This is a genomic window from Variovorax sp. EL159 (genome assembly GCF_900100965.1).
Classification (GTDB): Bacteria; Pseudomonadota; Gammaproteobacteria; order Burkholderiales; family Burkholderiaceae_C; genus Variovorax.
Map to the genome: position 1 here is coordinate 1034102 of NZ_FMUJ01000001.1, position 22373 is coordinate 1056474.

At 68.1% G+C, this 22373-nt stretch carries 25 protein-coding genes; 12 read left to right on the top strand and 13 right to left on the bottom strand.

Annotation, left to right across the window (positions count from 1 at the left end):
• Positions 1 to 12 precede the first annotated feature (12 nt).
• The 4 genes from BLQ28_RS04880 to BLQ28_RS04895 all read left to right on the top strand — a co-directional run bounded on the left by BLQ28_RS04880 (position 13) and on the right by BLQ28_RS04895 (position 3677).
• Entirely contained in the window at positions 13 to 753 is a 741-nt protein-coding gene (locus BLQ28_RS04880; protein WP_143012421.1) for a S1 family peptidase, read from the top strand.
• A gap of 28 nt (positions 754 to 781) precedes the next feature.
• Positions 782 to 1252 (top strand): energy transducer TonB, encoded by a 471-nt coding sequence (locus BLQ28_RS04885; RefSeq protein WP_143012422.1) that lies wholly within the window; start codon positions 782 to 784, stop codon positions 1250 to 1252.
• 13 nt (positions 1253 to 1265) lie between these two features.
• Positions 1266 to 2663, top strand: coding sequence for a trypsin-like peptidase domain-containing protein (locus BLQ28_RS04890; protein ID WP_176801011.1), 1398 nt, complete (start codon positions 1266 to 1268; stop codon positions 2661 to 2663).
• A gap of 162 nt (positions 2664 to 2825) precedes the next feature.
• Positions 2826 to 3677, top strand: coding sequence for an alpha/beta hydrolase (locus BLQ28_RS04895; protein WP_093237397.1), 852 nt, complete (start codon positions 2826 to 2828; stop codon positions 3675 to 3677).
• Here BLQ28_RS04895 and BLQ28_RS04900 read toward each other — a convergent pair.
• The 5 genes from BLQ28_RS04900 to BLQ28_RS04920 form a co-directional block, all read right to left on the bottom strand.
• A complete protein-coding gene (locus BLQ28_RS04900; RefSeq protein ID WP_093237398.1) occupies positions 3583 to 4224 on the bottom strand; it encodes a hypothetical protein in 642 nt (213 codons plus the stop codon). The genes BLQ28_RS04895 and BLQ28_RS04900 overlap by 95 nt on opposite strands.
• A gap of 39 nt (positions 4225 to 4263) precedes the next feature.
• The gene (locus BLQ28_RS04905; RefSeq protein WP_093237399.1) at positions 4264 to 5061 is read right to left on the bottom strand and encodes a DUF899 domain-containing protein; all 798 of its coding nucleotides are present in this window, start codon (positions 5059 to 5061) and stop codon (positions 4264 to 4266) included.
• Between the two features lie 149 nt (positions 5062 to 5210).
• Positions 5211 to 5900 (bottom strand): Vgb family protein, encoded by a 690-nt coding sequence (locus tag BLQ28_RS04910; RefSeq protein ID WP_093237400.1) that lies wholly within the window; start codon positions 5898 to 5900, stop codon positions 5211 to 5213.
• Positions 5901 to 5953: 53 nt separating this feature from the next.
• Complete coding sequence (locus tag BLQ28_RS04915) at positions 5954 to 7174, bottom strand: helix-turn-helix domain-containing protein (RefSeq protein WP_093237401.1); 1221 nt, start codon at positions 7172 to 7174, stop codon at positions 5954 to 5956.
• Between the two features lie 80 nt (positions 7175 to 7254).
• Positions 7255 to 8082, bottom strand: coding sequence for an HDOD domain-containing protein (locus BLQ28_RS04920; protein ID WP_093237402.1), 828 nt, complete (start codon positions 8080 to 8082; stop codon positions 7255 to 7257).
• Between the two features lie 70 nt (positions 8083 to 8152).
• Between BLQ28_RS04920 and BLQ28_RS32905 the strand changes: the two genes are divergently transcribed.
• On the top strand, positions 8153 to 8305 hold the full coding sequence (locus BLQ28_RS32905; protein WP_176801012.1) for a hypothetical protein: 153 nt from the start codon (positions 8153 to 8155) through the stop codon (positions 8303 to 8305).
• A 37-nt stretch (positions 8306 to 8342) separates the two neighbouring features.
• On the opposite strand, the gene BLQ28_RS04925 is transcribed toward BLQ28_RS32905, so the two are convergent.
• Complete coding sequence (locus BLQ28_RS04925) at positions 8343 to 8837, bottom strand: pentapeptide repeat-containing protein (RefSeq protein ID WP_093237403.1); 495 nt, start codon at positions 8835 to 8837, stop codon at positions 8343 to 8345.
• Positions 8838 to 9237: 400 nt separating this feature from the next.
• Here BLQ28_RS04925 and BLQ28_RS04930 point away from each other — a divergent pair, with 400 nt between their 5' ends.
• Entirely contained in the window at positions 9238 to 10863 is a 1626-nt protein-coding gene (locus BLQ28_RS04930; protein WP_093237730.1) for a phospholipase D family protein, read from the top strand.
• A gap of 9 nt (positions 10864 to 10872) precedes the next feature.
• On the opposite strand, the gene BLQ28_RS04935 is transcribed toward BLQ28_RS04930, so the two are convergent.
• Positions 10873 to 11139, bottom strand: coding sequence for a hypothetical protein (locus tag BLQ28_RS04935; RefSeq protein ID WP_143012423.1), 267 nt, complete (start codon positions 11137 to 11139; stop codon positions 10873 to 10875).
• Between the two features lie 245 nt (positions 11140 to 11384).
• On the opposite strand from BLQ28_RS04935, the gene BLQ28_RS04940 reads away from it, so the two are divergent.
• Complete coding sequence (locus BLQ28_RS04940) at positions 11385 to 13313, top strand: hypothetical protein (RefSeq protein ID WP_218121899.1); 1929 nt, start codon at positions 11385 to 11387, stop codon at positions 13311 to 13313.
• A 47-nt stretch (positions 13314 to 13360) separates the two neighbouring features.
• Here the strand turns inward: BLQ28_RS04940 and BLQ28_RS04945 are convergent, their stop codons facing one another.
• The 4 genes from BLQ28_RS04945 to BLQ28_RS04960 all read right to left on the bottom strand — a co-directional run bounded on the left by BLQ28_RS04945 (position 13361) and on the right by BLQ28_RS04960 (position 15799).
• Complete coding sequence (locus BLQ28_RS04945; RefSeq protein ID WP_093237406.1) at positions 13361 to 13864, bottom strand: murein hydrolase activator EnvC family protein; 504 nt, start codon at positions 13862 to 13864, stop codon at positions 13361 to 13363.
• A 156-nt stretch (positions 13865 to 14020) separates the two neighbouring features.
• A complete protein-coding gene (locus BLQ28_RS04950; protein WP_093237407.1) occupies positions 14021 to 14509 on the bottom strand; it encodes a CreA family protein in 489 nt (162 codons plus the stop codon).
• Positions 14510 to 14517: 8 nt separating this feature from the next.
• Positions 14518 to 15069: an NUDIX hydrolase gene (locus BLQ28_RS04955; protein WP_093237408.1), complete on the bottom strand. Its 552-nt coding sequence runs from the start codon at positions 15067 to 15069 to the stop codon at positions 14518 to 14520.
• 28 nt (positions 15070 to 15097) lie between these two features.
• The gene (locus tag BLQ28_RS04960; RefSeq protein ID WP_093237409.1) at positions 15098 to 15799 is read right to left on the bottom strand and encodes a fumarylacetoacetate hydrolase family protein; all 702 of its coding nucleotides are present in this window, start codon (positions 15797 to 15799) and stop codon (positions 15098 to 15100) included.
• 149 nt (positions 15800 to 15948) lie between these two features.
• On the opposite strand from BLQ28_RS04960, the gene BLQ28_RS04965 reads away from it, so the two are divergent.
• Genes BLQ28_RS04965 through pgeF form a run of 3 tightly spaced genes read left to right on the top strand, consistent with a single transcriptional unit; the run spans position 15949 to position 18319 of the window.
• Positions 15949 to 16863 carry a tetratricopeptide repeat protein gene (locus BLQ28_RS04965; RefSeq protein WP_093237410.1) on the top strand — a complete coding sequence of 305 codons (915 nt, stop codon included), beginning with the start codon at positions 15949 to 15951 and terminating at the stop codon, positions 16861 to 16863.
• Between the two features lie 22 nt (positions 16864 to 16885).
• Positions 16886 to 17524 carry a maleylacetoacetate isomerase gene (maiA, locus tag BLQ28_RS04970; RefSeq protein ID WP_093237411.1) on the top strand — a complete coding sequence of 213 codons (639 nt, stop codon included), beginning with the start codon at positions 16886 to 16888 and terminating at the stop codon, positions 17522 to 17524.
• 15 nt (positions 17525 to 17539) lie between these two features.
• Positions 17540 to 18319, top strand: a complete 780-nt coding sequence (gene pgeF, locus BLQ28_RS04975; RefSeq protein WP_093237731.1) for a peptidoglycan editing factor PgeF — start codon at positions 17540 to 17542, stop codon at positions 18317 to 18319.
• On the opposite strand, the gene BLQ28_RS04980 is transcribed toward pgeF, so the two are convergent.
• Positions 18251 to 18574: a hypothetical protein gene (locus BLQ28_RS04980; RefSeq protein ID WP_093237412.1), complete on the bottom strand. Its 324-nt coding sequence runs from the start codon at positions 18572 to 18574 to the stop codon at positions 18251 to 18253. The genes pgeF and BLQ28_RS04980 overlap by 69 nt on opposite strands.
• A gap of 113 nt (positions 18575 to 18687) precedes the next feature.
• On the opposite strand from BLQ28_RS04980, the gene phaC reads away from it, so the two are divergent.
• A complete protein-coding gene (gene phaC, locus BLQ28_RS04985; protein ID WP_093237733.1) occupies positions 18688 to 20439 on the top strand; it encodes a class I poly(R)-hydroxyalkanoic acid synthase in 1752 nt (583 codons plus the stop codon).
• A gap of 55 nt (positions 20440 to 20494) precedes the next feature.
• Positions 20495 to 21673 (top strand): acetyl-CoA C-acetyltransferase, encoded by a 1179-nt coding sequence (locus BLQ28_RS04990; RefSeq protein WP_093237413.1) that lies wholly within the window; start codon positions 20495 to 20497, stop codon positions 21671 to 21673.
• Positions 21674 to 21709: 36 nt separating this feature from the next.
• On the opposite strand, the gene BLQ28_RS04995 is transcribed toward BLQ28_RS04990, so the two are convergent.
• Positions 21710 to 22360 carry a glutathione S-transferase family protein gene (locus BLQ28_RS04995; RefSeq protein WP_093237414.1) on the bottom strand — a complete coding sequence of 217 codons (651 nt, stop codon included), beginning with the start codon at positions 22358 to 22360 and terminating at the stop codon, positions 21710 to 21712.
• Positions 22361 to 22373: the final 13 nt, after the last annotated feature.

Here is a 22373-nt window from a genome sequence, read left to right on the forward strand (position 1 = left end):
CTGACCGCCCTCATGCCTTCTGCCCGTTCTTCCGTCCGCCGCCGCCTGCTGGTGTCGGCGGGCCTTTCATGCGTCATGGCGATGGCCGCGGCGGATGCCGTCGTGCCGCCCGACACCAACGCCAGCGGCGTCTTCCTCAACGAAGCCGGCGACGTGTTGACCGCGCGGCATGCCGTGTCGGACTGCCGCACGCTCTTTGCCGTGAAGGGCGCGCAGGTGTCGCAGGCCACGGTGATCGCGGCCAGCCCCGCGCTGGACCTCGCGGTGCTGCGCACCACGCTCAAGCCCTACCTGAGCGCCACGCTCTCGCGTGCCGACGCCGCGCCTGGCCGCAGCGTCGGCGTGTTCGCCGAGGCCTATGCCGTGCTGCAACGCTTGCCCGACCGTGCCGGCCTGCTCAGCAACGCGATGACGGTGCCTGGCGCCGAAGGCCTGCAACTGCTGTCGGGCGTGCAGCCCGGCGCCAGCGGCAGCGCGGTGCTGGGCGCCGACGGCCTGCTGCTCGGCGTGGTGGTGGAGCGCGTGGCCGCCGCGCCGCATGCCTCGGGCATGACCACCCTGAGCCGCGCGGCATCGGCGGCCGGTGTGAAGGGCGGCGCGACCCAGGTGCGGGCGGTGCCCGCGTCGCAGGTGCGGCAGTTCCTGGGCAGTCACGGCATCGCCTTCACCGAAAGCGACAGTCCCCAGTTGAGCCCGATGCAATCGCCGGCCGCCAGGGCATCGACGCTGTCGGTCGGCGTGCTCTGCGGCTGACCTCACATTTCATTTTTCCGAAAGACCCATGAACGCTTCTCCCACAATGCGGCCCCGCTGGGGTCGCCTGCGCCTGGCACTGGGCTGGCTCGGCCTGGGCCTTGCGAGCGCCACCGTGCCGGTGATGGCTCCGGCGCAGGCACAGACGCAGCAGCCCGTGCCGCAGCACTGGATCAGCTACGCCAACCTCGCGGGCAACCAGTTGCAGTCGTCGCTGAGCGATCCGGCCAACGAAACCGTGGTGCGGCTGCATGCCTGGATGCAGGAGCGCATGCTGAAGGAAGGCCAGTCCGCACCGCCCACGCCGGTGGTGGTGCGCGTGTGGGTGGCGGCCAACGGCAAGGTCGAGCGCGTGGCCTTCGACTCGCTGGGCAATGCGCAGGCCGACGCCGACCTGCGCGCGCTGCTCACCGCGCAGCCGCTGGCCGAAGCGCCGCCGCGCGACATGCGCCAGCCGATGGTGTTGCAGCTCACACTGAGCTTCGTCACCAACACCTGAAGGGGTGCCGCGCATGAGGATGTCGCGCGCCGCTGGCTGGCGCCGCACTGGCGTGGTGGCGGCGTTGGCCTTTGCCTGCCTGATGCCGTGCCTGCCGCTGCAGGCCGCGATGCCGTGGCCGGCTTCGGGGCTTGCGCAACTGGTCAAGACCTACGGCCCGGCCGTGGTCCACATCGGCGTCGAGCGGCCCTCGGTGCCCGTGCGCCGCTACAGCGACCGCTGGCTGGTGCCCGCGCCCGGCACGCTGCCGCAACAGGGCGGCATGGACGAAAGCAGCCTGGGCACCGGCTTCATCGTGAGCGCCGACGGGCTCATCCTCACCAACGCGCACGTGGTGGCGCGCGGCACGCAGATCAACGTCAAGCTGCCCGACCGGCGCGAGTTCAAGGCGCGGCTGATCGGGCTCGATGCGGTGGCCGACGTGGCGCTGCTCAAGATCGATGCGAGTGGCCTGCCGACCGTGCGCATCGGCGAGCCGGCCAGCGTCGAGCCCGGCGACGGCGTGGTCGCCATCGGCTCGCCCTACGGTTTCGGCAACTCGGTCACGGCCGGCATCGTCAGCGCCAAGGGGCGGCTGCTGCCGGGCGCCGAGTACATGCAGTTTTTGCAGACCGACGTGCCCATCAACCCCGGCAACTCGGGCGGCCCGCTGTTCAACCTGCGCGGCGAGGTCATCGGCATCAACTCGCGCATCTACAGCCGCAGCGGCGGCTACCAAGGCCTGTCGTTCGCCATTCCCATCGACGCGGCCATGCGCATCAAGGACCAACTGCTGTCGAGCGGCACCGTCACGCGCGGGCGCATCGGCGTGTCGGTGCAGGAGGTGGGGCAGGCACTGGCCGACACCTTCCGCCTGCCGCGGCCGGCCGGCGCGCTGGTCAACTATGTGGAGCCGCGCGGCGCGGCCGACCGGGGCGGCCTGAAGTCGGGCGATGTGATCCTGTCGGTGCAGGGCCGCGAGGTGGTGCAGGCGGCCGATGCGCTGGGCTTCATCGCCGACCAGGCGCCAGGCGAGACCATCCGCCTGATGGTGTGGCGCGAGCGCGCCGAGCAGGTGCTCGAAGTGAAGGTCGAAGGCTTCGACACGCCGCGCCTGCAGGCCGATGCCGCCGATGCGCCTTCGACACCGTCGCGGCTCGGCTTCGCGGTGCGGCCGCTGGCGCCCGCCGAGCGGCAGTTCCTGCGCGTGGAAGGCGGGCTGCTGGTGCAGCGCGTCAACGCCGCGGCCTCGCGCGCGGGTGTGCAGCCCGGCGACCTCATCCTTGCGCTCAACGGCCAGGCCATCGCCAGTGCCGAAGCGCTGGTGCAGGAACTGGACGTGGCCGACGGCTCGGCGGCCTTGCTGGTGCAACGCGGGAGCACGCGCATCTTCGTGCCGATCTGCGCGCGGGCGGAAATGTCGCGCTGCTGAAGCCGAGGTAGGAAGAGGGCGGCACCGCGTGTGGGAAAAGCGGCCGTCTTGCAGGCGCAAGCACCGTCGCGGGCATTCGCAGGGAAGAACGAGGCGAAACTACGCGCCATTCGTTCGAAGCCATTCCCATGGCCCCAATTTCCCCCGACCCCGGAGCCCACCTTGTCATCCAACAAAGTCTTCCGCATTGCCCTGTCGGCATCCGCGGCTGCCATCGGAAGCCTCGCGGCGTACTGGACGCTCCTGGCCACGCGCCAGGGCGATATCTTGTTCAACGCGCGAAAGCTGCCCGTTGTTCATCTGTCCGACGACTTCTCGACCTATTCCCACATCGTGCCCGGCGGCATGGTGCGCGGGTACGTGTATCACCCCGAAGGCGAAGCCGCGCTGCAAGACCTGTTCATCTACTTCGCGGGCCGCAGCGAAGACGTGCGCGCCACCGCGCAGATGTTGCACTGGCTTCCGCAGGGCTTCGGCTTCGCGGCCATCAACTACCGCGGCGTGGCCGACTCGCAAGGCCATCCGTCGGAGATCGCGTCCGTCGAAGACGCGGAGCAGTTCGCCAACCACCTGCGCCGGGCCTTCCCGCATGCGCGCCTGCACGTCGTCGGCCGCAGCCTGGGAACCGGCGTGGCCATTCAACTGGTGGCGCGGCAGAACTTCGCGAGCTTGCAACTGGTCACGCCCTACGACACCTTGCTGGAAGTGGCGAAGCGGCGCTTTCCGCTGGTGCCGTTGTCGCTGCTGCTGCGCAACCGCTTCGACTCGCTCACGCACAGCGCGGAAGTCGCGGCCATCACCCAGGTGCTGCTGGCCGCGCAAGACGATGTCGTGCCGCATGAGCGCTCCGAAAAACTCATTGCCGCGTGGCCGACGCCCGTCAGCGTGCAGACGATCGCCGACTCGGACCACTACAACATCATGGAGCTCGAAGCGACCTGGCTCCATCTGATCGACTTTGCGTTGACGGCGATTCTTCCGGAACCGATCGTTGCCGCCGTCGGGCGCGGTTGAGCCAGCGCCCGCCTGCATCGAAGCCCCGGCAGACCCCGCTGGCGACCAGCCCGGTCACCACCAGCATCGCTGCGGTATGAACACCGACGGCCGCGAGCGCCAGCATCAGCGAGCCCGACGCGGTGATCTCCCGTGCCGACGCATCGCCCATGCAGAGCGGCACCAGCGCGGGCACCAGCATCAGCCCCGCGCCGTGCGCGGTGGCCATCATGAAAGACCACAGCGCCAGCCCGGCATGCCCCGCCGGCACCCTGGCCCGCCTTGCCGCATGGCCCGACAGGTGCACGGCCACCGCAACCACCAGCAGCGCGCCCGCCACGCCCTGCAGCACTGCGCGGTCCATCGACAGGCCGAAGGCCACGGCGCCGGCCACCAGCCCGACCGATGCGGCATGCCCGAGAGCGATCGGCCACAGCGCGCGAAGTGCCTGCGCCCGGTCGTGCGAGCGCACGCCCCAGGCCGCAGCCCACATCCAGCCGGTGGTGGGGTTCAACCCATGAAGGGCGCCGACACCCGCGACCGCGAGCCAGGGCCAAAGGCTTGTCATGACGTGCCTTGTGCTTGCGGGCTTCTGGGCTTCTTCTTCTCAGCCCTGCGCGTGGCAGCACCCGCCGCCCGAAGCCTCAAGCTTCGCCACGGGTTCCGGCTCGTAGCGGTCGTGGTGCCGCACCCAGTCCATGGGGTAGAGCGGGTTGTGCTCGTCGCGGCCCTTGGGCGTGAGGTCGACCAGGTTGTAGGTGCCCATCATCACTTCCACGCCGCGCTCGTAGGTCGAGTAGGTGTGGAAGACCTCGCCCGCGTCGTCCTTGTAGAACACGCTGATGCCGGGCGCCTCCTGCGCAGGGAAGGGCCGCACGCTGTAGTTGTAGAAGACCTCGCCCTTGCCCTCGGCCCACTCCTGCGGCTTGAAGCTGACGGCATAGTCGTAGTTGAAGTCGCTGTCGTGCGCCGACACCCACTTGAACTGCCAGCCCATGCGCTGGCGAAAGCGCTCGATCTCGGCCAGCGGCGCGCGCGAGACCACCAGCAGCGCGGTGTCGCGGTGCGCCAGGTGCAGGCGCATGCCTTCGATATGGTCGGCCATGAACGAGCAGCTGGGGCAGCCCTGTTCCCAGTCGGGGCCGAGCATGAAGTGCTGCACCAGCAACTGGCGGCGGCCGTCGAAGAGGTCGGCGAGCGCGCGCCGGCCCTCGGGGGCGTCGAAGACGTAGTTCTTCTCGACGCGCGTCCACGGCAGGGCGCGGCGTTCGCGGGCGATCTGGTCGCGCAGGTGCGTCAGTTCCTTCTCGCGGGCCAGCAGCGCCTTGCGCTGGGCGAGCCATCGGTCTTTCGACACGACGGGGTGGTTCTTCAGGGTGGCTGTTTCTGCCATGGCGGTGTTCATGATGAGTTTCTCCTTGGCCCGGTGGGCCGTTCGCGCTTCGTCCATGCGCGGCGCCACCCGCCGGGTGACTGGCGCGCTCGTCTCCGGTCGGAAGACCGAAAGGGGGTTGTCAGCGCGAAGGCGTGCCTGCCTGCGCGCTGCGGCGAGGGTCAGGCCCTGCCGGTCTTGGGGCGCCGCACGGCGCGGACTTTTCCGCTGCCTCCGCCGCCGCAGTAGAAGAGGCCGGCCCCGTCGGATTCGAGGCCGCTCACGTTGATGCCGCGCGGCATTTCGAGCCGCTCGAGCACGGTGCCGCTGTCGGGGTCGATGCGGCGCAGCTCGCTCTCGTCGCCTTCCCAGGTGGCGTGCCACAGCTCGCCGTCGACCCAGGTCACGCCGGTCACGAAGCGGTTCGACTCGATGGTGCGCAAGACCGCGCCCGTCGCCGGATCGATCTGGTGGATCTTGCGGTCGCGGTACTGGCCTACCCACAGACTGCCTTCGGCCCAGGTGAGGCCCGAGTCGGCGCCGTGGCCGGGCGCCGGGATCGACGCGAGCACGTGGCCGGTGACGGGGTCGATCTTGTCGATGCGCTGCTCGGCGATCTGATAGAGGTGCGTGCCGTCGAAGGCCGTGCCGGCGTCGGCGGCGCGGTCGAGCGTGCGCGTGGTCTCGCCGCTGTCAGGATCGAAGGCGACCAGGTGGGCACCGACGGCGGCCCAGACGCGCTGGCCGTCGTGCGTCACGCCGCCCACGTTGCTCGACCCGGCGAAGGGGCCGTATTCGCGCACGACCTCGGCCATCTGCACGGTGGCTTCCACGCGGTTCTTGCTGCTGCTGCTTGCTGTCTTGCTCGTCATCGTCGGCTCCTTGTCGTGGTGCGCCTCGGACTGGTGGCGCCTTGGGAGCAACTCTATTCAATCGGCAGCGCGGCGGGGAGTAACAAGATCGTCGTGAATCCCGCGAGCGGCGGCGCCAGCCAGCGCTGCGCCCGTGCCCGCCCGATGGCGCGCACGCGCCCGGCGGCCTCCAGCTCGGCCAGCGCGCGCTGCACGGTGCGCTGGCTGGCCCCCAGCGCCAACGCCAGGGCCGAGGTCGACCAGGCCGCGCCGTCGGAGAGCAGCGCCACCAGCGAGCCCTGGTCGCCGTCGATGGGCGGTGCCAGCACCACCACGTCGCGCGCGCCGAGCGGCTTGAGCGCGAAGCCTTGCGGGGTGGCCTCGATCTGCGCCAGTGCCTTGACGAGCGCGCGCAGCCGGCCGATCTCGACGCGCAGGCGCGCCCGGTGCGTCTCGTCGGGGTGGCGGGTGCGGAAGGCGCTGGCGATCAGGGTCTCGCGGTCGACGTCGCCGGGCCATGCCTCGGCGAGTGCGCGTGCCAGCGAAAAAAGCACCGGCCGGCGTGCCAGCGGCCGCCAGGTGCCGCCGGTGCCCACGCCGCGGCGGCAGGCATCGACGACCAACGCGTTCGAGGCCAGCAGCGCCGCGACTTCATCGAGGCGCAGCGCCTGTTCGCCGCCGGCCAGAAGGCGGCGCGCGGCCGGGCGGTCGAGCGCGGCCTGGGCCTCGGCCACTTCGGCCAACAGCGCCGGCACGCGGGCATGGCCGGCCGCCTCGTGTGCGCGGGCCAGCGCTGCCCGTGCCGCATCGACGTGCAATGAGCGCAGCGACAGCTCTGCCGCAGCCAGCTCGGCCGTTGCTGCGAGTGCTGGGGAAAGGCCGCGCACATCGAGCGCCGCCAATGCGGCCGTGGCTTCGTCGAGGCGGCCGAGCAGCAGCAGCCTGCGCGCCGCGATCAGCCGCGCCTGCAGCGCGTTGGCGCGATCGGCATGCGCTTCGAGCGTGGCCGAGGCGGCCGCCAGCGTGCGCGGCGAGCCGCCGAGGTCGCGCATGGCCAGCGCCACTTCGGCTTCGGCAACGATGCAGCGCGCGCGCGACAGCGCCTCGTGCGCACCGAAGCCGCGCGCGGCGCGCCGCAGAAGTTCGCGGGCGCGTGGGTGCTCGCCGAGCTGGGCCATGGCAATGCCGCGCAGGGCCAGCGCGGGTGGGTCGTCGCGCAGGGCGACCCGTTTGAGGGCACCGAGCGCGTCGCCGCTGGCGAGCGCGCGCGCGGAGGCGGCGATCAATGAATCCATGGCGACAGGCTACACCGGGCGCGTGCCGTCGCCCGCGCAGTGCGCGGCCTTGCGACCCTGCGACTTCGCAGCCCGCGCGCTCAGGCGATCATCGATTCGAGTTCCGCAGCCAGCTCGCGCGGCGCCGGCATGTCCTGCACGATGTCTTCGGTGATGCCGACCGCCATCGCCGACTGGCTGGGCCAGAAGCCGCCGACGCTGCTCAGGTCCACGCCCTGGCGCTCCAGTGCCACGCGCCACACGGCCAGATGAAGAATGCCGCCGAGGGCATCGAAGCGCTCCGACTTGGCCGGGCTCACGAAGCTCGAAAGCGCGCCGACCAGATCGGAGGCGAAACCCCAGCGCTGCGCCAGCGACGCGCTCACGTCGCCGTAGTGGTAGCCGAACTCGACGCCTTCGAGCTGCGCGCGCCCCAGTGCCTCGAAGGGATGCGCGGCATTCAGCGCGGCGATGCGATCGGGCATGGCCTGTGCCATGAGCAGGTGGCCGATGGCATGCATGCTGCCCACGGTAAAAGCCAGGTTCGGATCGACGTGCCGGGTCTTGGACGCCAAGTACCTCGACACCGAGGCCACGCGCAGGCTGTGGGCCCAGAAGGCCGGCAGGTTGACGCCTTCCACTTTCTTGAAAGCGCCCGACAGGCCCGAGCTCACGACGAACGACCGGATGGTGGAAAGGCCGAGCATCAGGATCGCGCCCTGGATCGAGGAGATCTTTCGCCGCAGCCCGAAGAACGGGGAGTTGACCATCTGCAGCACCCGCGCCGCGAGCACCTGGTCGAGCTCGATGCGGTGCGCGATGGCGGCGAAGGGCACGTCGTCGTCGCGCAGCATTTCCATCAGGTCGGCAACCACCTTGGGAACGGTGGGGAGTGTCTCGTCGTTGGCAAAGAGTTCTTCGAGTGTCATGGCGCTTCGGGTGTTGCCTTGGTATGCAAAAGATTTTCCTCCAGCGCGTGGCCGGGCAGGTCGGGTATCGGTGCGAATCCGAAATTTCTACGGATTCCGGTGGGGTGGTGCGAAGGTCGACCTGAAGCCCGGCGACCAGATCGAACCCGGCTACGACTCCAACTGCGGCAGGGGGAAAAGGGCGGTCCGCGTCTGCCTGGGCATCGAAGCCATCGAAGACTGACACGCAACGCCGGGCCGTCCCGCGCCTCTCCCGTCCTTCAGTTGATCCGGGCGTTGGTCAGCTGCATGTCCTCGAACTGGCTCCCCGTGAAGTCGACGCGTTCTCCCACGAGGTCGCGCCCCGTGATCTGCTGGCCCTTGCACCCCGGCAGGCTTACGCCGAGCCATTGGCTGCCGTCGAAATTCAGGTCGGTCCAGGTGCAGTCGGTGAAGACACATGCGCTGAAGTTGCTGCCCTGGAACTGCGAGCGCGAGAAGGTGCAACCCACGAACGTGCATTCGCTGATCCGGATTCTTTGCATCTGGCACAAGCTGAAGGTGCAAGCGCTGAACCGGCAGGCTGTCCACGCCGCGTCCTGGAAGGTCGTCGCGGAGAAGCTGCTGCCGCTGAACGAGGTGGACGCGAAGGTGATCAGGTTGAGGTCGAGGCCCGCGTAGGTGTTGCCATCGCTTTCGCCGGCGAGCCCGGCAGGCGCGCCGCCGAGGCCTTTGCGCCATTTGTCGTGGTCCTGGATGATTTGAAGAGAGCTCATAGGGGAAAGGGAGAGGCGACCGGGTTCAGTGGCGGCAAGTACTTTCCTGGGCTGGCGTGCTTGCTGGCTCGAACCGGAGCGCCTGGGTTGTTGACGGTGAAGTGAAGAAGGGGACACGCGTTGGCGACGCAGGTGCGCGCCAGCCGGTTGGCAGTCTGGCGCAGGCGGGTGCCCAGCAATGCGAACAATCGTCACCCGGCAACGGCTTCAAGACGGCCGCAAGAGAACATGAAGAAATCACGCGATGACCGCGCCCGCGCCATGCACGGCAACGCGCTCGACGCGACCCATTCGACATGCCCGCAACACCCGTCGCGCGGCTTGCAGCAACTTCAGCGGCTGCATGGTAGAAACCGCCACCCCCCGTTTTCATCCCTTGCGCCGCACCGCCACCGCCTCCATGCCGAACCTCCCTGATCGGGCCGACAAGCCGCATGTCCGGTGGCTGGCGTGGCTGCTGCTCGGCATCGCCGCCTTGTTCCTGGCCGGCTGCGCGGGCCTGCCCACCGACGTGCAGCGCAAGCCTTCCGTGGCCATCACGGATGGGGCCGACACCGCACTCGGCCGGCTCGTGCAGGCCGCCGCGCCGCCCGGCGAACCGCTGAGCGGCTTCCGGCTGTTGCCGATGCCGCAGTTCTCGCTGCATGCGCGCATCGAGCTGGCGCGCCGCGCGCAGCGCTCCATCGACGTGCAGTACTACCTCGTGCAGAACGACGAGACTGGGCGCTACCTCCTGCGTGCGCTGCGCGATGCGGCCGACCGGGGCGTGCGCGTGCGGCTGCTGGTGGACGACCTCTACACCGCTGGCGCCGATCCGCTTTTCACCAGCTTCGCGTCGCATCCGAACGTGGAGGTGCGGCTGTTCAACCCGTTCCCCGCCGGGCGCGACCGCTTCGGTACGCGCCTGGCCGCGTCCTTTCTCGATCTGGACCGCATTCACCGGCGCATGCACAACAAGCTGTACGTGGTGGACAACACGATGGCGGTGATGGGCGGGCGCAACATGGCCAACGAGTATTTCCTGCGCGACGGCGGCTCGAACTTCATCGACATCGACACGCTGGTGGCCGGGGCCGTGGTGCCCAAGCTGTCGTCGCTGTTCGACATGTACTGGAACAGCCCGTACGTCTACCCGATCGAGTCGCTGGTGGCGCGGGGCAGCGACACGCCGCAGCAACTGCGCGAGCGCTTCGACCGGCTGACCACCGGGCCGGCCGAACTGCACCCCGAGGCGCCCGGCTCCACCGACCTGCTGGGCAACAACCCGCTGGCCAAGGACCTGGATGCGGGCGTGCTCAAGCTCACCTGGGCGCGTGCCGAGGCCTACGCCGATCCGCCCGACAAGGCGCTCGCGCCGACCGAAGAGGGGCGCGGCCCGCCTGCCGACGAGTCGAAAGACAGCGTGCTCTACAACGTGCGGCGCTACGTGCGCGGCGCCGAGAACGAGGTCATGCAGACCACGCCCTACCTGATTCCGGGGCGCGGCGGCATGGAGACGATCCGCCTCGTGCGCGGCAACGGCGTGAGCTACACCATCGTCACCAACTCGCTGGCAGCCACCGACGAATCGCTGGTGCACATCGGCTACCGCCGCTACCGCGCCGAGATGCTGCGGCTGGGCGTGGAGCTGTACGAACTGAGCCCCAAGCGCGTGGAGCAGACCCAGCGCTTCGGCATGTACGGCTCGGCCAGCGGGCGGCTGCATGGCAAGTCGGCCGTGGTCGACCGCAAGATCGTGTTCATCGGCTCGATGAACTTCGACCCGCGCTCGATGCTGCACAACACCGAGATCGGCATCTTCATCTTCAGCCCGCAGATTGCGCAGCAGCTCACCAGCCTGATCGGCTTCATCCGGCTGGATGGCGCCTACCAGTTGCAGCTGGGGCCCACGGGCGCCATCGAGTGGGTGAGCCCGGCCTCGGGGGATGCGGCCGACACCATCCTGCACACCGAGCCCGAAACCCATTTCTGGGCACGCTGGAAGCTGGAGTTGCTGGCACCGCTGGTGCCCGAGAGCCTGCTCTAGAGATTCACCTTAGCGAACGGTCGACATGACCGTCGCGCGGCACCGGGCGCGGTCGAGGTGCGTGGGCAACACGATGCAGTTGTCGTACGCACGCTGCTGCATGTCGCTCAGCCTCGGCTTCTCGCGCTGAGGTGGCGCTTCCCACTCGGGTGCGTAGTAGGGGCGCCCGGGTGGGGCACCGTAGTACTCATAGTCGCGATCCCGGCTGTGGCGGGTGGTCTCGCAACCGGCAAGGCACAAGGCCACCAACACTCCACCCCAAGCAAGCAGACGCAAGATTCTTCTCCGTTTCAAGGGGGCGGGCTGCAAAAGGTGCCCGGCCCCGGCGGGGTCGAGCTTAGGTCCGGACAGGCGGCGAAGGCTGAAGGAATGATGAATCGCAGAGCGATGGCCATTCACAACGGCCCGCGGGGCGACATCCTCAAAACAGAGGATGGTGGGGATGAAAGGGGCATCGAAGAATCGCAACGCTCGTGTGACGAGTTGATTCTTTTGTTTGCTCCCTTCATCCAGAACCAACCATGAAAACAAATCCTGCGACTCCGTCTGCTGCTTTCAATCCCTTCATCAAGATGACGCGTTCCGCGTGCGCGGTGGCGCTCCTGGTCTCGCTCGGCGCCTGCGGCGGAGGCGGGGGAGGCGGCGGCGGGTTCGCCGGCTTTCCGGTGGCGGGCGGTGTCGGCAACCCGCCGCCGGCGAGCGATCCGTCGCCGCCGGCCGTGGTGCCCCAGGCCTTCTCGGGCACGGCCGCCGCCGGCCTGCCGCTGTCGGGCAGCGTGACGGTGAAGGACGCGAAGGGCGCGACCAAGACCGTGCCGCTGTCGACCGACGGCAGCTACAAGGTCGACGTGACCGGCATGACCGCGCCCTTCGTTTTCCGCGCCGAAGGCACGGTGGGCGGCCAGCGCACGGTGATCCACTCGGCCGCCACGGCCGCCGACGCCAACGGCACCATCAACATCACGCCGCTGACCGACCTCGTGGTGGCCAACATCGCGGGCCGGCTGGCCGACAAGTACTTCGACAGCGGCGACTTCGGCTCGCTGACGGCCGACGCGCTGAAGGCCGAATCCGAGGGCCTGAAGGCCAAGCTGCTGCCGGTGCTGCTGGCCATGGGCGTGGACGCCAGCGTCGACCTGCTGCGCACCGCCTTCACGCCACTGTCGAGCGCGCTGGACAAGGCGCTGGACGTGCTGCGCGTGAGCGTGGACCCGGCGACCAACGTGGCGACCATCACCAACATCGTGACGCAACAGCAGCTGGTGGACGACCTGGCCGTGAAGGCCGCCGCCGAAAGCGCGACCGTGCCCCTGAGCGGCGACGGCATGGCCACCACGGCGGACGACATCCCGAAGATCCGCAAGGTGCTGTCGGACTTCGCGGGCAAGTTCGCGAACGGCCTGGCGTCGCCGGGCGACCTGACGCCGTTGCTCACGAGCAGCGACCCCGTCACCGGCGCCTACGACTTCCGTTCTTCCGACATGAGCGCCGCCGACTTCGTCAATGAATCGGTGGCCGATGTGAACCTTGTCGGCGCCAGCTTCACGGACGTGGTGATCCAGAAGATCAACTACACCATCGACGCCAACAACCAGAGCCCGCGTGCGTTTGTCGAATTCACACACAAGGACAAGAACGGCGTGGCCTTCAGCAACAACCAGGGCATGCAGATCGTGAAGGGCACCGACGGCAACTGGCGCCTGCGCGGCGACGGGCGCGTGCTGGACCTCAACCCGCATGTGCAGGTCATCAAGGACAACGCGACGGGCTGCGTGAGCTCCGCGCTCCAGTTCCTGATCGAAGACCTGAACACCAACAACAGCAGCAACGTCGCGTCGGTAGTTGTCACCGGGCCGGGGCTTCCTTCGGCGGGCCTGCGCCACATGCGGCCTTCGGGTGGTGGTTACTGGCCGCTGCAGGGCTCCAGCACCAACAACTTCTTCTACCTGACGTCGAACTGCAACAGCAACAACCTTCCGCCGGGCTTCGTGGCCATGTCGGACAGCGACATCGCAGCCATTCCGGCAACCCCCGAGTACACCTTCACGGCGTACATGAGCGACGGCACGACGGTCGCGCAGCGCGGCGGCTTCGACATCATCTACAAGTACCGCTTCCATGGCCGGCCGCTCACGCTGGCGGAAACTTCGGCTGTCACCTTCCCGGCCTTCACGACCGCGCCGGCCCTGTCTTCCTACAACGGTGGCAGCGATTTCACGGTCAGCGCGACGGGCCTGAACCCCGGCTTTGCGGCCGAGTTCTTCCTGAACCTCTTCGCGAGCCCGACCGACAGCTCGCTGGACCGGACCGACCTCGCGCCATCGACCACGGGCACTGCGTCGAAGACCTTCAACCTGCCGGCCACATCGGGCCCGGTCGTCTACCGGAACATGTTCGTCAGCACCTATGACGCGAACTGGCGCGACATCGTGGTGAGGGCCCAGAACTGAGGCATTGAAAAAAGCCCCCGGAAGGGGGCTTTTTGTTGGGAGAAGTACTACTGCTGCATCAGCCCGTTGAGATAGGGCTCGGGGTTGACGGCGTTGCCGTTCTTGCGGATCTCGAAGCGCAGCTTGACGCGGTCGGTGTTGCTCTTGCCCATCTCGGCGATCTTCTCGCCCTGGCGCACCACCGCGTTTTCTTTCACGAGGATGGCGCTCAGGTGGGCGTAGGCGGTGAGGTAGGTCTCGTTGTGCTTGACGATCACCATGTTGCCGTAGGCAGGCAGTTCGCCGCCCACGTACACCACGCGGCCATCGGCCGAGGCGACGATCGGGTCGCCAAGCCGGCCGGCGATGTCGATGCCCTTGTTGCTCACGCCGTCGAAGCGCGAGATGACATTGCCGGCGGCGGGCCGGATGAACAGGGCCTGGCGCTGCACCGGCGGTGTGGCGACGGGGCCGGTGCGTTGCGGCGTGAGGTCGACCGTGGTGCAGGCCGCGAGGCTTGCGGCCACCAGCGCTGCGGCAGCGGAGCGGAAAACAAAAGTCTGAAGATGCATGGCGCTGTGTTGGAACGGATTCGTTGAGGAGGGTTCCTTCGGACTGGCGCGCCGGGCGTGCCAGCCGGACGATGCTAGCAAACTCGCGCGGCAGACCTGCGGGAAGAACCTTGCGCGAAGCGAAGGGCCATTGGCATCGGGCCGGTGGCCGCCGCGCTACTTGAGCGGGATCGGCGTGCCGCGGTCGATCGGCACCGCCGTCACGCTGTTCTTGGGCGAACCGTCGATCAGCAGGTCGGAGTAGGTCAGGTAGACCAGCGTGTTGCGCTTGGGATCGACCATGCGCACCACGCGCAGCCGCTTGAAGAGCACCGACAGCCGCTCGCTGTAGACCTCTTCGCGCTTGGGCAGCGGCTGCGTGATGCTGACCGGGCCGACCTGGCGGCAGGCGATGGAGGCCTCGGCCTTGTCCTCGGCCACGCCGAAGGCGCCGGCCAGCCCGCCGGTCTTGGCGCGCGAGACATAGCAGGTCACGCCGCTGACCTTGGGGTCGTCGTAGGCCTCGATCACGATCTTGTGGTCGGGGCCGATGAGCTTGAAGGCGGTGTCGACTTCGCCCACCGTGTCCGCCCTGGCTGCGGATGCCGCCAGCGCAAAGCCGAGGCTGGCGCCGCAGAGAAGGGTGGCGCGGAGTGTCTTGTTCATGGCGGGGGTCAAACGATGCTGAGTTCGTGCACGCGGTCGAAGGCGCCGCGCCGCCGGTCGGCGAAGTAGTGCTCGAGGGTTTCGCGCACGGTGCGAAAGGCGATCTCGTCCCAGGGAATCTCTTCCTCGGTGAAGAGCCTGGCCTCGATGGTCTCGTGGCCGGGGTCGAACTTGTCGTCGAGCAGCCGGGCGCGGTAGAACAGGTGCACCTGGCCCACGCGCACCACGCTGATCACCGAGAACAGCCCTTCGAGCTCGAAGTTGGCGCCGGCCTCTTCGTCGGTCTCGCGGGCCGCGCCCTGGGCGGTGGTTTCCTCGAGTTCCATGAAGCCGGCGGGCAGCGTCCACTTGCCCCAGCGCGGTTCGATGTTGCGCTTGCACAGCAGCACCTTGTCGCCCAGCACGGGGATGGTGCCGACTACGTTCAGCGGGTTCTCGTAGTGGATCGTGTGGCAGGCCGGGCAGACGGCGCGCGGCTTGGTGTCGCCGTCGTCCGGAATGCGGTAGACCACCGCGGTGCCGCAGTTCTTGCAATGCTTGATGGGTACGCGCAGGAGCATGTGGCCGTCTTCGTGTCTTCGGTGGTCTTCAGACGACCTTGACGGTCAGCTTCGGCAGGCCGGCCACTTCACCCACGAGGGTGTCGCCGGCCACCACGGCCGCCACGCCCTCAGGCGTGCCCGTGAAGATCAGGTCGCCGGGTTGCAGCTCCCAGGCCGCCGAGAGGTGCTCGATGGTTTCGGCCACGTTCCAGATCAGCTTGCTCACGTTGCTGCGCTGGCGGTCGGTGCCGTTGACCTGCACCGAGATCTCGGCCTTTTCGGCATCGCCGGCCTGTGCCACGGGCACGATCGGGCCGATGGGCGCGCTCTGCTCGAAGCTCTTGCCGATGTCCCAGGGGCGGCCCTGCTTCTTCATGTCGTTCTGCAGGTCGCGGCGCGTCATGTCCAGGCCGACGGCGTAGCCGTAGATGTGCTTGTGCGCATCGGCCGCCTTGATGTTTTTACCGCCAGTGCCGATGGCCACCACGAGCTCGATCTCGTGGTGCAGGTTCTTGGTGAGCGTGGGGTAGGCCATGGTGCCGGTCTGGCCCGCATCGACCACCACCACCGCGTCGGCCGGCTTCATGAAGAAGAAGGGCGGTTCGCGGCCGGTGAACCCCATTTCCTTGGCGTGATCTTCGTAGTTGCGGCCCACGCAATAGATGCGGTGCACGGGAAAGCGGGCGGGCTGGCCGACCACCGGAATCGAAACCGTGGCGGGCGGGGCGAAAACAAACTCGGAAGCCATTGCGACGTGTCCTTTTTCAGCGAAACCTGTGGGGAGACCGGCAGTGTGCCAGAGGCGAAGCGGCGTTGCCGCAGCGGCTCGCCCGGGATTGGCGGGCGGCCCACAATAGACGCCCCGCGCGTTTCTTCGTTCCTTTCGGTTTTTTCACCATGCCCCTTCGACTCGGCAAAGCCGGCAAAGCCACGGCCCTCAACGAACTCGGTCGCCAGCGCGACGAAGACGGCGATCAGGACGGCGCGCTCGAGGCCTACCTGCAGGCCGGCAAGGCCCATCCGTATTGGGCCGTACCCTGGTTCAACGCCGGCCTGATCCACAAGTACCGCGGCGACTGGGCGGCCTCGCTGGCCGCCAACGCCGAGGCGGTGCGCCGCGACCCCGGCAACGAGGGCGCGCTGTGGAACCTCGGCATTGCCGCCACGGCGCTGGGCGACTGGGCCACGGCGCGGCGCGCGTGGCAGCGGTACGGCGTCGGCGTGCCCGATGGCGACGGGCCGGTCGACTTCTTCATCGGCCTGACACCGATCCGCGTGCACGGCGACGAAGCCAGCGAGGTCGTCTGGTCGGACCGCATCGACCCGGCGCGCGCGATCTTGCGCAACGTGCCGACGCCCGCCTGCGGACACCGCTACGGCGACCTCGTGCTGCACGACGGCGCGGCCAACGGCTACCGCCTGCGCGGCGAGCGCGAGGTGCCGGTGTTCGATGCGCTGGAATTGATCGCGCCCTCGGCCTTCGCGACCTACGAGGTGTCGATCGAGGACGCGACGAGCGAAGACATCGACGCGCTCATCAAGCGCTTCGAGGCCGCGGGCGGCAGCGCCGAAAACTGGAGCACCAGCATGCAGGTGCTCTGCAAGGCCTGCTCCGAAGGGCGTCCCTACGGCGAGGGACACGACCACCCGCCCGGCGAGACCCCCGGCACCACAGGCCCCTGGCGCGTCGGTATTGCCGCCCGCGAGGAGGCCGAGGCCCGGCGCACCCTCGAAGAATGGCGCGCCACCACCACCCCGAAAGCCGGCTTGCACGACCTGCGTTGCGTGCTGCCGGCTGTTGCGCGCTCGTGACGGGCGCTATGCTTGGAAAACCATGAAGCTTCATAACTATTTCCGCTCCTCCGCCTCGTTCCGCGTGCGCATCGCCCTCAACCTGAAGGGCCTAGATTTCGACTACGTTCCCGTGCACATCGCGCGCGGCGACCACCGCACCGGCCCTTACTCCGCCATCTCGTCCGACATGCTGGTGCCGCTGCTCGAAGACGAAGGCGAGCGCTTCTCGCAATCGATGGCGATCATCGAATACCTGGAAGACACGCACCCCGAGCCGGCGCTGCTGCCCAGCGACCCGGTCGGCCGCGCCCACGTGCGCGCGCTGGCGCAGTCGATTGCCTGCGAGATCCATCCGCTCAACAACCTGCGCGTGCTCAAGTACCTCGTGAAGGAACTCAAGCTCGACGACGCAGCCAAGAACGAGTGGTACCGCCACTGGGTGCGCGACGGCATGCTGGCCTTCGAGCGCCAACTGGCCCTGTACCCCGGCAGCACCTACTGCTATGGCAACACGCCCACCATGGCCGATTGCTGCCTCGTGCCGCAGGTTTTCAACGGCCGCCGCTTCGATTGCGACTTCAGCGGCCTGCCGCGCACCATGGCCGCCTTCGAGGCCTGCATGGAACTCGACGCCTTCCAGCGCGCGCAGCCGTCGCAGGCCCCCGACGCGGAAGCCTGATTGAGCGCCGCCACCATGGACGCGCACTGGCTCGTGCCGGACTGGCCCGCGCCGCCGAACGTGCGGGCCGCATGCACCACGCGCGACGGCGGTGTTTCGCAGGGGCGCTATGCGAGCCTGAACCTCGGCGATCACGTGGGCGATCTGGCGGCGGACGTGGCCACGAACCGCGATCGCTTGCGGCAGGCCATCGGCGCGCAGCCGGTCTTTCTGCAGCAGGTGCATGGCACCGGCGTCGTGGCGCTCGATGGCGATCAAGACATCGTGCGCGACGGCACGGCGGCCGATGCCTGCACTGCCACGACCATCGGCCTGGCCTGCACGATCATGGTCGCCGATTGCCTGCCCGTGCTTTTCACCGACGAGGCGGGCGAGCGGGTGGCTGCCGCCCACGCCGGCTGGCGCGGCCTGGCCGGTGGCGTGCTCGAACAGGCGGCCCGATGCTTCGCGCCTGAATCGAATGCCGTGCCTGCGCACCGCGCTAGCAAAGTCATAGCGTGGCTCGGGCCCTGCATCGGCCCGAAGGCTTTCGAGGTCGGTGCCGAGGTCAAGGCGGCTTTCGAGGCGCATGCGCCTGAAGCCGCGGCTTGCTTCCAGCCCGCGCAGGCGCCCGGCAAATGGCTGGCCGACCTGCCCGCGCTGGCGCGCCAGCGGCTGCGTGCGGTGGGTGTCGAAGCGGTCTACGGCAATGATGGCAGCGACGGCTGGTGCACCGTCAGCCAGCCATCACGGTTCTTTTCGCACCGGCGCGACGGCATCAGCGGACGCTTCGCCGCCCTGGTCTGGAAGGTCTGACGCAGCCTTGGCCGCGGCTGCTTCGGCGGCGGCTGCGCGGCGTGCCGCCTCTTGCGCCTCGGCCTCGCGCTGCTTGATCGCGCGGCGCCGGCCCGGCGTGCCCATCAGGTAAACCACCAGTGCCACCGGCGCCAAACCGTACAAAAGAAATGTGAAGATGGCACCCAGCACGGTGCCCGTGGTGGCGGTGGCTTCGGCCACGGCCATCATCACGGCCACGTAGAGCCAGCCGATCACGATCAGATGGATGAACACAAGAAGTTTCAGTCGGTAAGAGGAAAGAGCGGCGTTGTCGGTGCCGTGCGAATGCAGGATACTTAAATCACGCACCCATCCGGATTCGATTCAGGCGAGGACCAGGAGACATGATGAAGCAACAAGCGACGGGGGCGGATGCATTCGCGCCCTTCCAGAAGGCACTTTCACAGGGATGGACCCAGGCGCTGGAATCATTCCAGCAGTCCGCCGCGCAGGGGGCCACGGCCTTCAATGCCGGTGGCAGTCCGCTATGGCAACTGCCGCACCCGGCCAAGCTGCCCGAGCTGCCCAAGTTCTCCATCGACCCCGAGAAGCTGCAATCCATCCAGCAGCAATACATGGCCGAAGCCACCGAACTCTGGCGCAATGGCCTTCATGCCAAGCCCGAGGGCGACAAGCGCTTTGCCAGCGAAGCCTGGGGCAGCAACCCCCTGGCAGCCTTCTCGGCCGCCGTGTACCTGCTCAATGGCCGCACCATGCTGAGCATGGCCGAGTCGATCGACGCCGACGAGAAAACCAAGGCGCGCCTGCGCTTCGCCGTCGAGCAATGGATGGCCGCCGCGTCGCCCAGCAACTCGCTGGCCTTCAACGCCGAAGCGCAGAAGAAGGCCATCGAGACGCAGGGCGAGAGCATTGCCAAGGGCATCCAGAACCTGCTGAACGACGTCAAGCAGGGCCACCTCAGCATGACCGACGAGAGCGCCTTCGAAGTGGGGCGCAACGTGGCCACCACCGAAGGCGCCGTGGTGTTCGAGAACGAGCTGTTCCAGCTGCTCGAATACAAGCCGCTCACCGCCAAGGTGTACGAGCGGCCGTTCCTGCTGGTGCCGCCGTGCATCAACAAGTTCTACATCCTCGACCTGCAGCCCGAGAACTCGCTGATCCGCTATGCGAACGAGCAGGGCCATCGCGTGTTCGTGGTGAGCTGGCGCAACCCCGACGAGTCGCTCGACAAGGCCACCTGGGACGACTACATCGAAAACGCCGCCATCAAGGCGATCCACATCGCGCAGGAAATCAGCGGCAGCAAGCAGATCAACGCGCTGGGCTTTTGCGTGGGCGGCACCATCCTGAGCACCGCGCTGGCCGTGCTCGCGGCGCGCGGCGAGAAGCCGGCCGCGTCGGTCACGCTGCTGACCACGTTCCTCGACTTCAGCGACACCGGCATCCTCGACATCTTCGTGGACGAGGCCATGGTGGCGTATCGCGAAATGCAGCTCGGCAAGGGCGGGCTGCTGCCCGGCGGCGACTTGGCTTCGACCTTCAGCTTTCTGCGGCCGAACGATCTCGTGTGGAACTACGTGGTCGGCAACTACCTCAAGGGCGAGACCCCGCCGCCGTTCGACCTGCTGTACTGGAACAGCGACGCCACCAACCTGCCGGGCCCGTTCTACGCCTGGTACCTGCGCAACACGTACCACGAGAACAAGCTGGCCAAGCCGAACGCGCTCACGGTGTGCGGCGAAAAAATCGACCTGGGCCGCATCGACATCCCGGCCTACATCTACGGCTCGCGCGAAGACCACATCGTGCCCATCGGCGGTGCCTACGCGTCAACGCAACTGCTGCCGGGCAAGAAGCGCTTCGTCATGGGCGCATCGGGCCACATCGCCGGCGTGATCAACCCGCCCGTGAAGAAAAAGCGCAGCCACTGGATTCGCGAAGACGGCAAGTTTCCCCGCACCCAGGCCGAATGGCTCTCGGGCGCGCAGGAGCACCCCGGCAGCTGGTGGACCGACTGGGCACAATGGCTCAAGGGCCACGCGGGCAAGCAGGTTCCGGCCCCCAAGGCCTACGGCAACGGCAAGGCCTACAAGGCCATCGAGCCGGCGCCCGGCCGCTACGTCAAGGCCAAGGCCTGACCGCCCCCACGCATTCACCTTCATCAGATTTCAAATCACTTCAACGGAGAACCTCATGGAAGACATCGTCATCGTTTCGGCAGCACGCACGGCGGTCGGCAAGTTCGGCGGCTCGCTCGCCGGCATCGCGGCCACGGAGCTGGGCGCCATCGTCATCAAGGAAGTGATTGCACGTGCCAACCTCACGGCCGACCAGGTCGGCGAGGCCATCATGGGCCAGGTGCTGGCAGCCGGTGCCGGCCAGAACCCCGCGCGCCAGGCATGGCTCAAGGGCGGCGGCACCAAGGAAACGCCGGCGCTCACCATCAATGCCGTGTGCGGCTCGGGCCTGAAGGCCGTGATGCTCGCGGCGCAGGCCGTGGCCACGGGCGACAGCGACATCGTCATTGCCGGCGGCCAGGAAAACATGAGCGCCGCACCGCACGTGCTGCCCAACTCGCGCAACGGCCAGCGCATGGGCGACTGGAAGCTGGTCGACACCATGATCGTGGACGGCCTGTGGGACGTCTACAACCAGTACCACATGGGCATCACCGCCGAGAACGTGGCCAAGAAGTACGGCATCGACCGCGCCGCGCAGGACGAACTGGCGCTCGCCAGCCAGACCAAGGCCGCCGCCGCACAGGACGCCGGCAAGTTCAAGGACGAAATCGTCGGCGTGAGCATTCCGCAGAAGAAGGGCGACCCCATCGTCTTCAACACCGACGAGTTCATCAACCGCAAGACCAGCGCCGAAGGCCTGGCCGGCCTGCGCCCCGCCTTCGACAAGGCCGGCGGCGTGACCGCGGGCAATGCCTCGGGCCTGAACGACGGGGCAGCAGCCGTGATGGTGATGACGGCCAAGAAGGCCGCCGCGCTGGGCCTGAAGCCCCTGGGCCGCATCGCCAGCTACGCCACCGCCGGCCTCGACCCCGCCATCATGGGCATGGGCCCGGTGCCCGCGTCGACCAAGGCACTGCAGCGCGCCGGCTGGAAGGCCGCCGATCTCGACCTGCTCGAAATCAACGAAGCCTTCGCCGCGCAGGCCTGCGCCGTGAACAAGGAAATGGGCTGGGACATCAGCAAGGTGAACGTGAACGGCGGCGCCATCGCCATCGGCCACCCCATCGGCGCGTCGGGCTGCCGCATCCTGGTGACGCTGCTGCACGAAATGCAGCGCCGGGACGCGAAGAAGGGCATTGCCTCGCTGTGTATTGGCGGCGGCATGGGCGTTGCGCTGACCATCGAGCGCTGATCGCAGCAGGGCGCTGGCGCCCGTTGATGTTGCCGCCTAGCGCGACATCGACGGCCGCTGCGCCATCGCAGCGCGCCAGCGCAACAGCTCGGGGTGCTGTTCCCCGGGCTTGACCCGCACCACGCGGGCAAAGTCCACCGCCACCACCGCGGTGATGTCGGCAATGCTGAACCGGTCGGTCGCGATGAAGTCGCGGCCGATCAGCCGCTCGTTCAGCGTCTCGAAGAACTGGTGCACCCGTGCCAACCCGCGTTGCGCCAGTTCGGGGATCTGGGCGTAGTTCACCGGCCCGGGCAGCGCCCGGTCGGCCATGGCGGGCGAGCCGTTGCGCAGCGTCTCGGCAATGGCCAGCAGGCCTTCGAATTCGATGCGCCAGTTCCAGCTGGCGATCTCGGCCTTTTCCCTTGGCGTGCTGCCCATCAGAGGCGGCTGCGGGCAGTGGGCTTCCAGCCAGGCCGCGATGCCGGCGTTGTCGGTCAGCAGCAATCCGTCTTCTTCGCCATCGCTGCCGTCGATGCGCAGTGCCGGCACCGTGCATTGCGGGTTGATCGCGCGGTAGGCGGCGCCCAGTTGCTCGCCATGCACCAGGTCGATCTGCACCGTTTCGTGGGCAATGCCCTTTTCGGCCAGCAGGATGCGCGCGCGCCGCGGGCTGGGTGCGGTTGCGCAGTCGTAGAGAATGATCATCGTCCGTCCAACT

Bases quoted from the DNA above. Each gene is read 5' to 3' on its own strand.
- BLQ28_RS04880 (WP_143012421.1), top strand. From the start codon at position 13: ATGCCTTCTGCCCGTTCTTCCGTCCGCCGCCGCCTGCTGGTGTCGGCG.
- BLQ28_RS04885 (WP_143012422.1), top strand. From the start codon at position 782: ATGAACGCTTCTCCCACAATGCGGCCCCGCTGGGGTCGCCTGCGCCTG.
- BLQ28_RS04890 (WP_176801011.1), top strand. From the start codon at position 1,266: ATGAGGATGTCGCGCGCCGCTGGCTGGCGCCGCACTGGCGTGGTGGCG.
- BLQ28_RS04900 (WP_093237398.1), bottom strand. From the start codon at position 4,224: ATGACAAGCCTTTGGCCCTGGCTCGCGGTCGCGGGTGTCGGCGCCCTT.
- BLQ28_RS04905 (WP_093237399.1), bottom strand. From the start codon at position 5,061: ATGAACACCGCCATGGCAGAAACAGCCACCCTGAAGAACCACCCCGTC.
- BLQ28_RS04910 (WP_093237400.1), bottom strand. From the start codon at position 5,900: ATGACGAGCAAGACAGCAAGCAGCAGCAGCAAGAACCGCGTGGAAGCC.
- BLQ28_RS04915 (WP_093237401.1), bottom strand. From the start codon at position 7,174: ATGGATTCATTGATCGCCGCCTCCGCGCGCGCGCTCGCCAGCGGCGAC.
- BLQ28_RS04920 (WP_093237402.1), bottom strand. From the start codon at position 8,082: ATGACACTCGAAGAACTCTTTGCCAACGACGAGACACTCCCCACCGTT.
- BLQ28_RS04925 (WP_093237403.1), bottom strand. From the start codon at position 8,837: ATGAGCTCTCTTCAAATCATCCAGGACCACGACAAATGGCGCAAAGGC.
- BLQ28_RS04930 (WP_093237730.1), top strand. From the start codon at position 9,238: ATGCCGAACCTCCCTGATCGGGCCGACAAGCCGCATGTCCGGTGGCTG.
- BLQ28_RS04940 (WP_218121899.1), top strand. From the start codon at position 11,385: ATGAAAACAAATCCTGCGACTCCGTCTGCTGCTTTCAATCCCTTCATC.
- BLQ28_RS04945 (WP_093237406.1), bottom strand. From the start codon at position 13,864: ATGCATCTTCAGACTTTTGTTTTCCGCTCCGCTGCCGCAGCGCTGGTG.
- BLQ28_RS04950 (WP_093237407.1), bottom strand. From the start codon at position 14,509: ATGAACAAGACACTCCGCGCCACCCTTCTCTGCGGCGCCAGCCTCGGC.
- BLQ28_RS04955 (WP_093237408.1), bottom strand. From the start codon at position 15,069: ATGCTCCTGCGCGTACCCATCAAGCATTGCAAGAACTGCGGCACCGCG.
- BLQ28_RS04960 (WP_093237409.1), bottom strand. From the start codon at position 15,799: ATGGCTTCCGAGTTTGTTTTCGCCCCGCCCGCCACGGTTTCGATTCCG.
- BLQ28_RS04965 (WP_093237410.1), top strand. From the start codon at position 15,949: ATGCCCCTTCGACTCGGCAAAGCCGGCAAAGCCACGGCCCTCAACGAA.
- maiA (WP_093237411.1), top strand. From the start codon at position 16,886: ATGAAGCTTCATAACTATTTCCGCTCCTCCGCCTCGTTCCGCGTGCGC.
- pgeF (WP_093237731.1), top strand. From the start codon at position 17,540: ATGGACGCGCACTGGCTCGTGCCGGACTGGCCCGCGCCGCCGAACGTG.
- phaC (WP_093237733.1), top strand. From the start codon at position 18,688: ATGAAGCAACAAGCGACGGGGGCGGATGCATTCGCGCCCTTCCAGAAG.
- BLQ28_RS04990 (WP_093237413.1), top strand. From the start codon at position 20,495: ATGGAAGACATCGTCATCGTTTCGGCAGCACGCACGGCGGTCGGCAAG.
- BLQ28_RS04995 (WP_093237414.1), bottom strand. From the start codon at position 22,360: ATGATCATTCTCTACGACTGCGCAACCGCACCCAGCCCGCGGCGCGCG.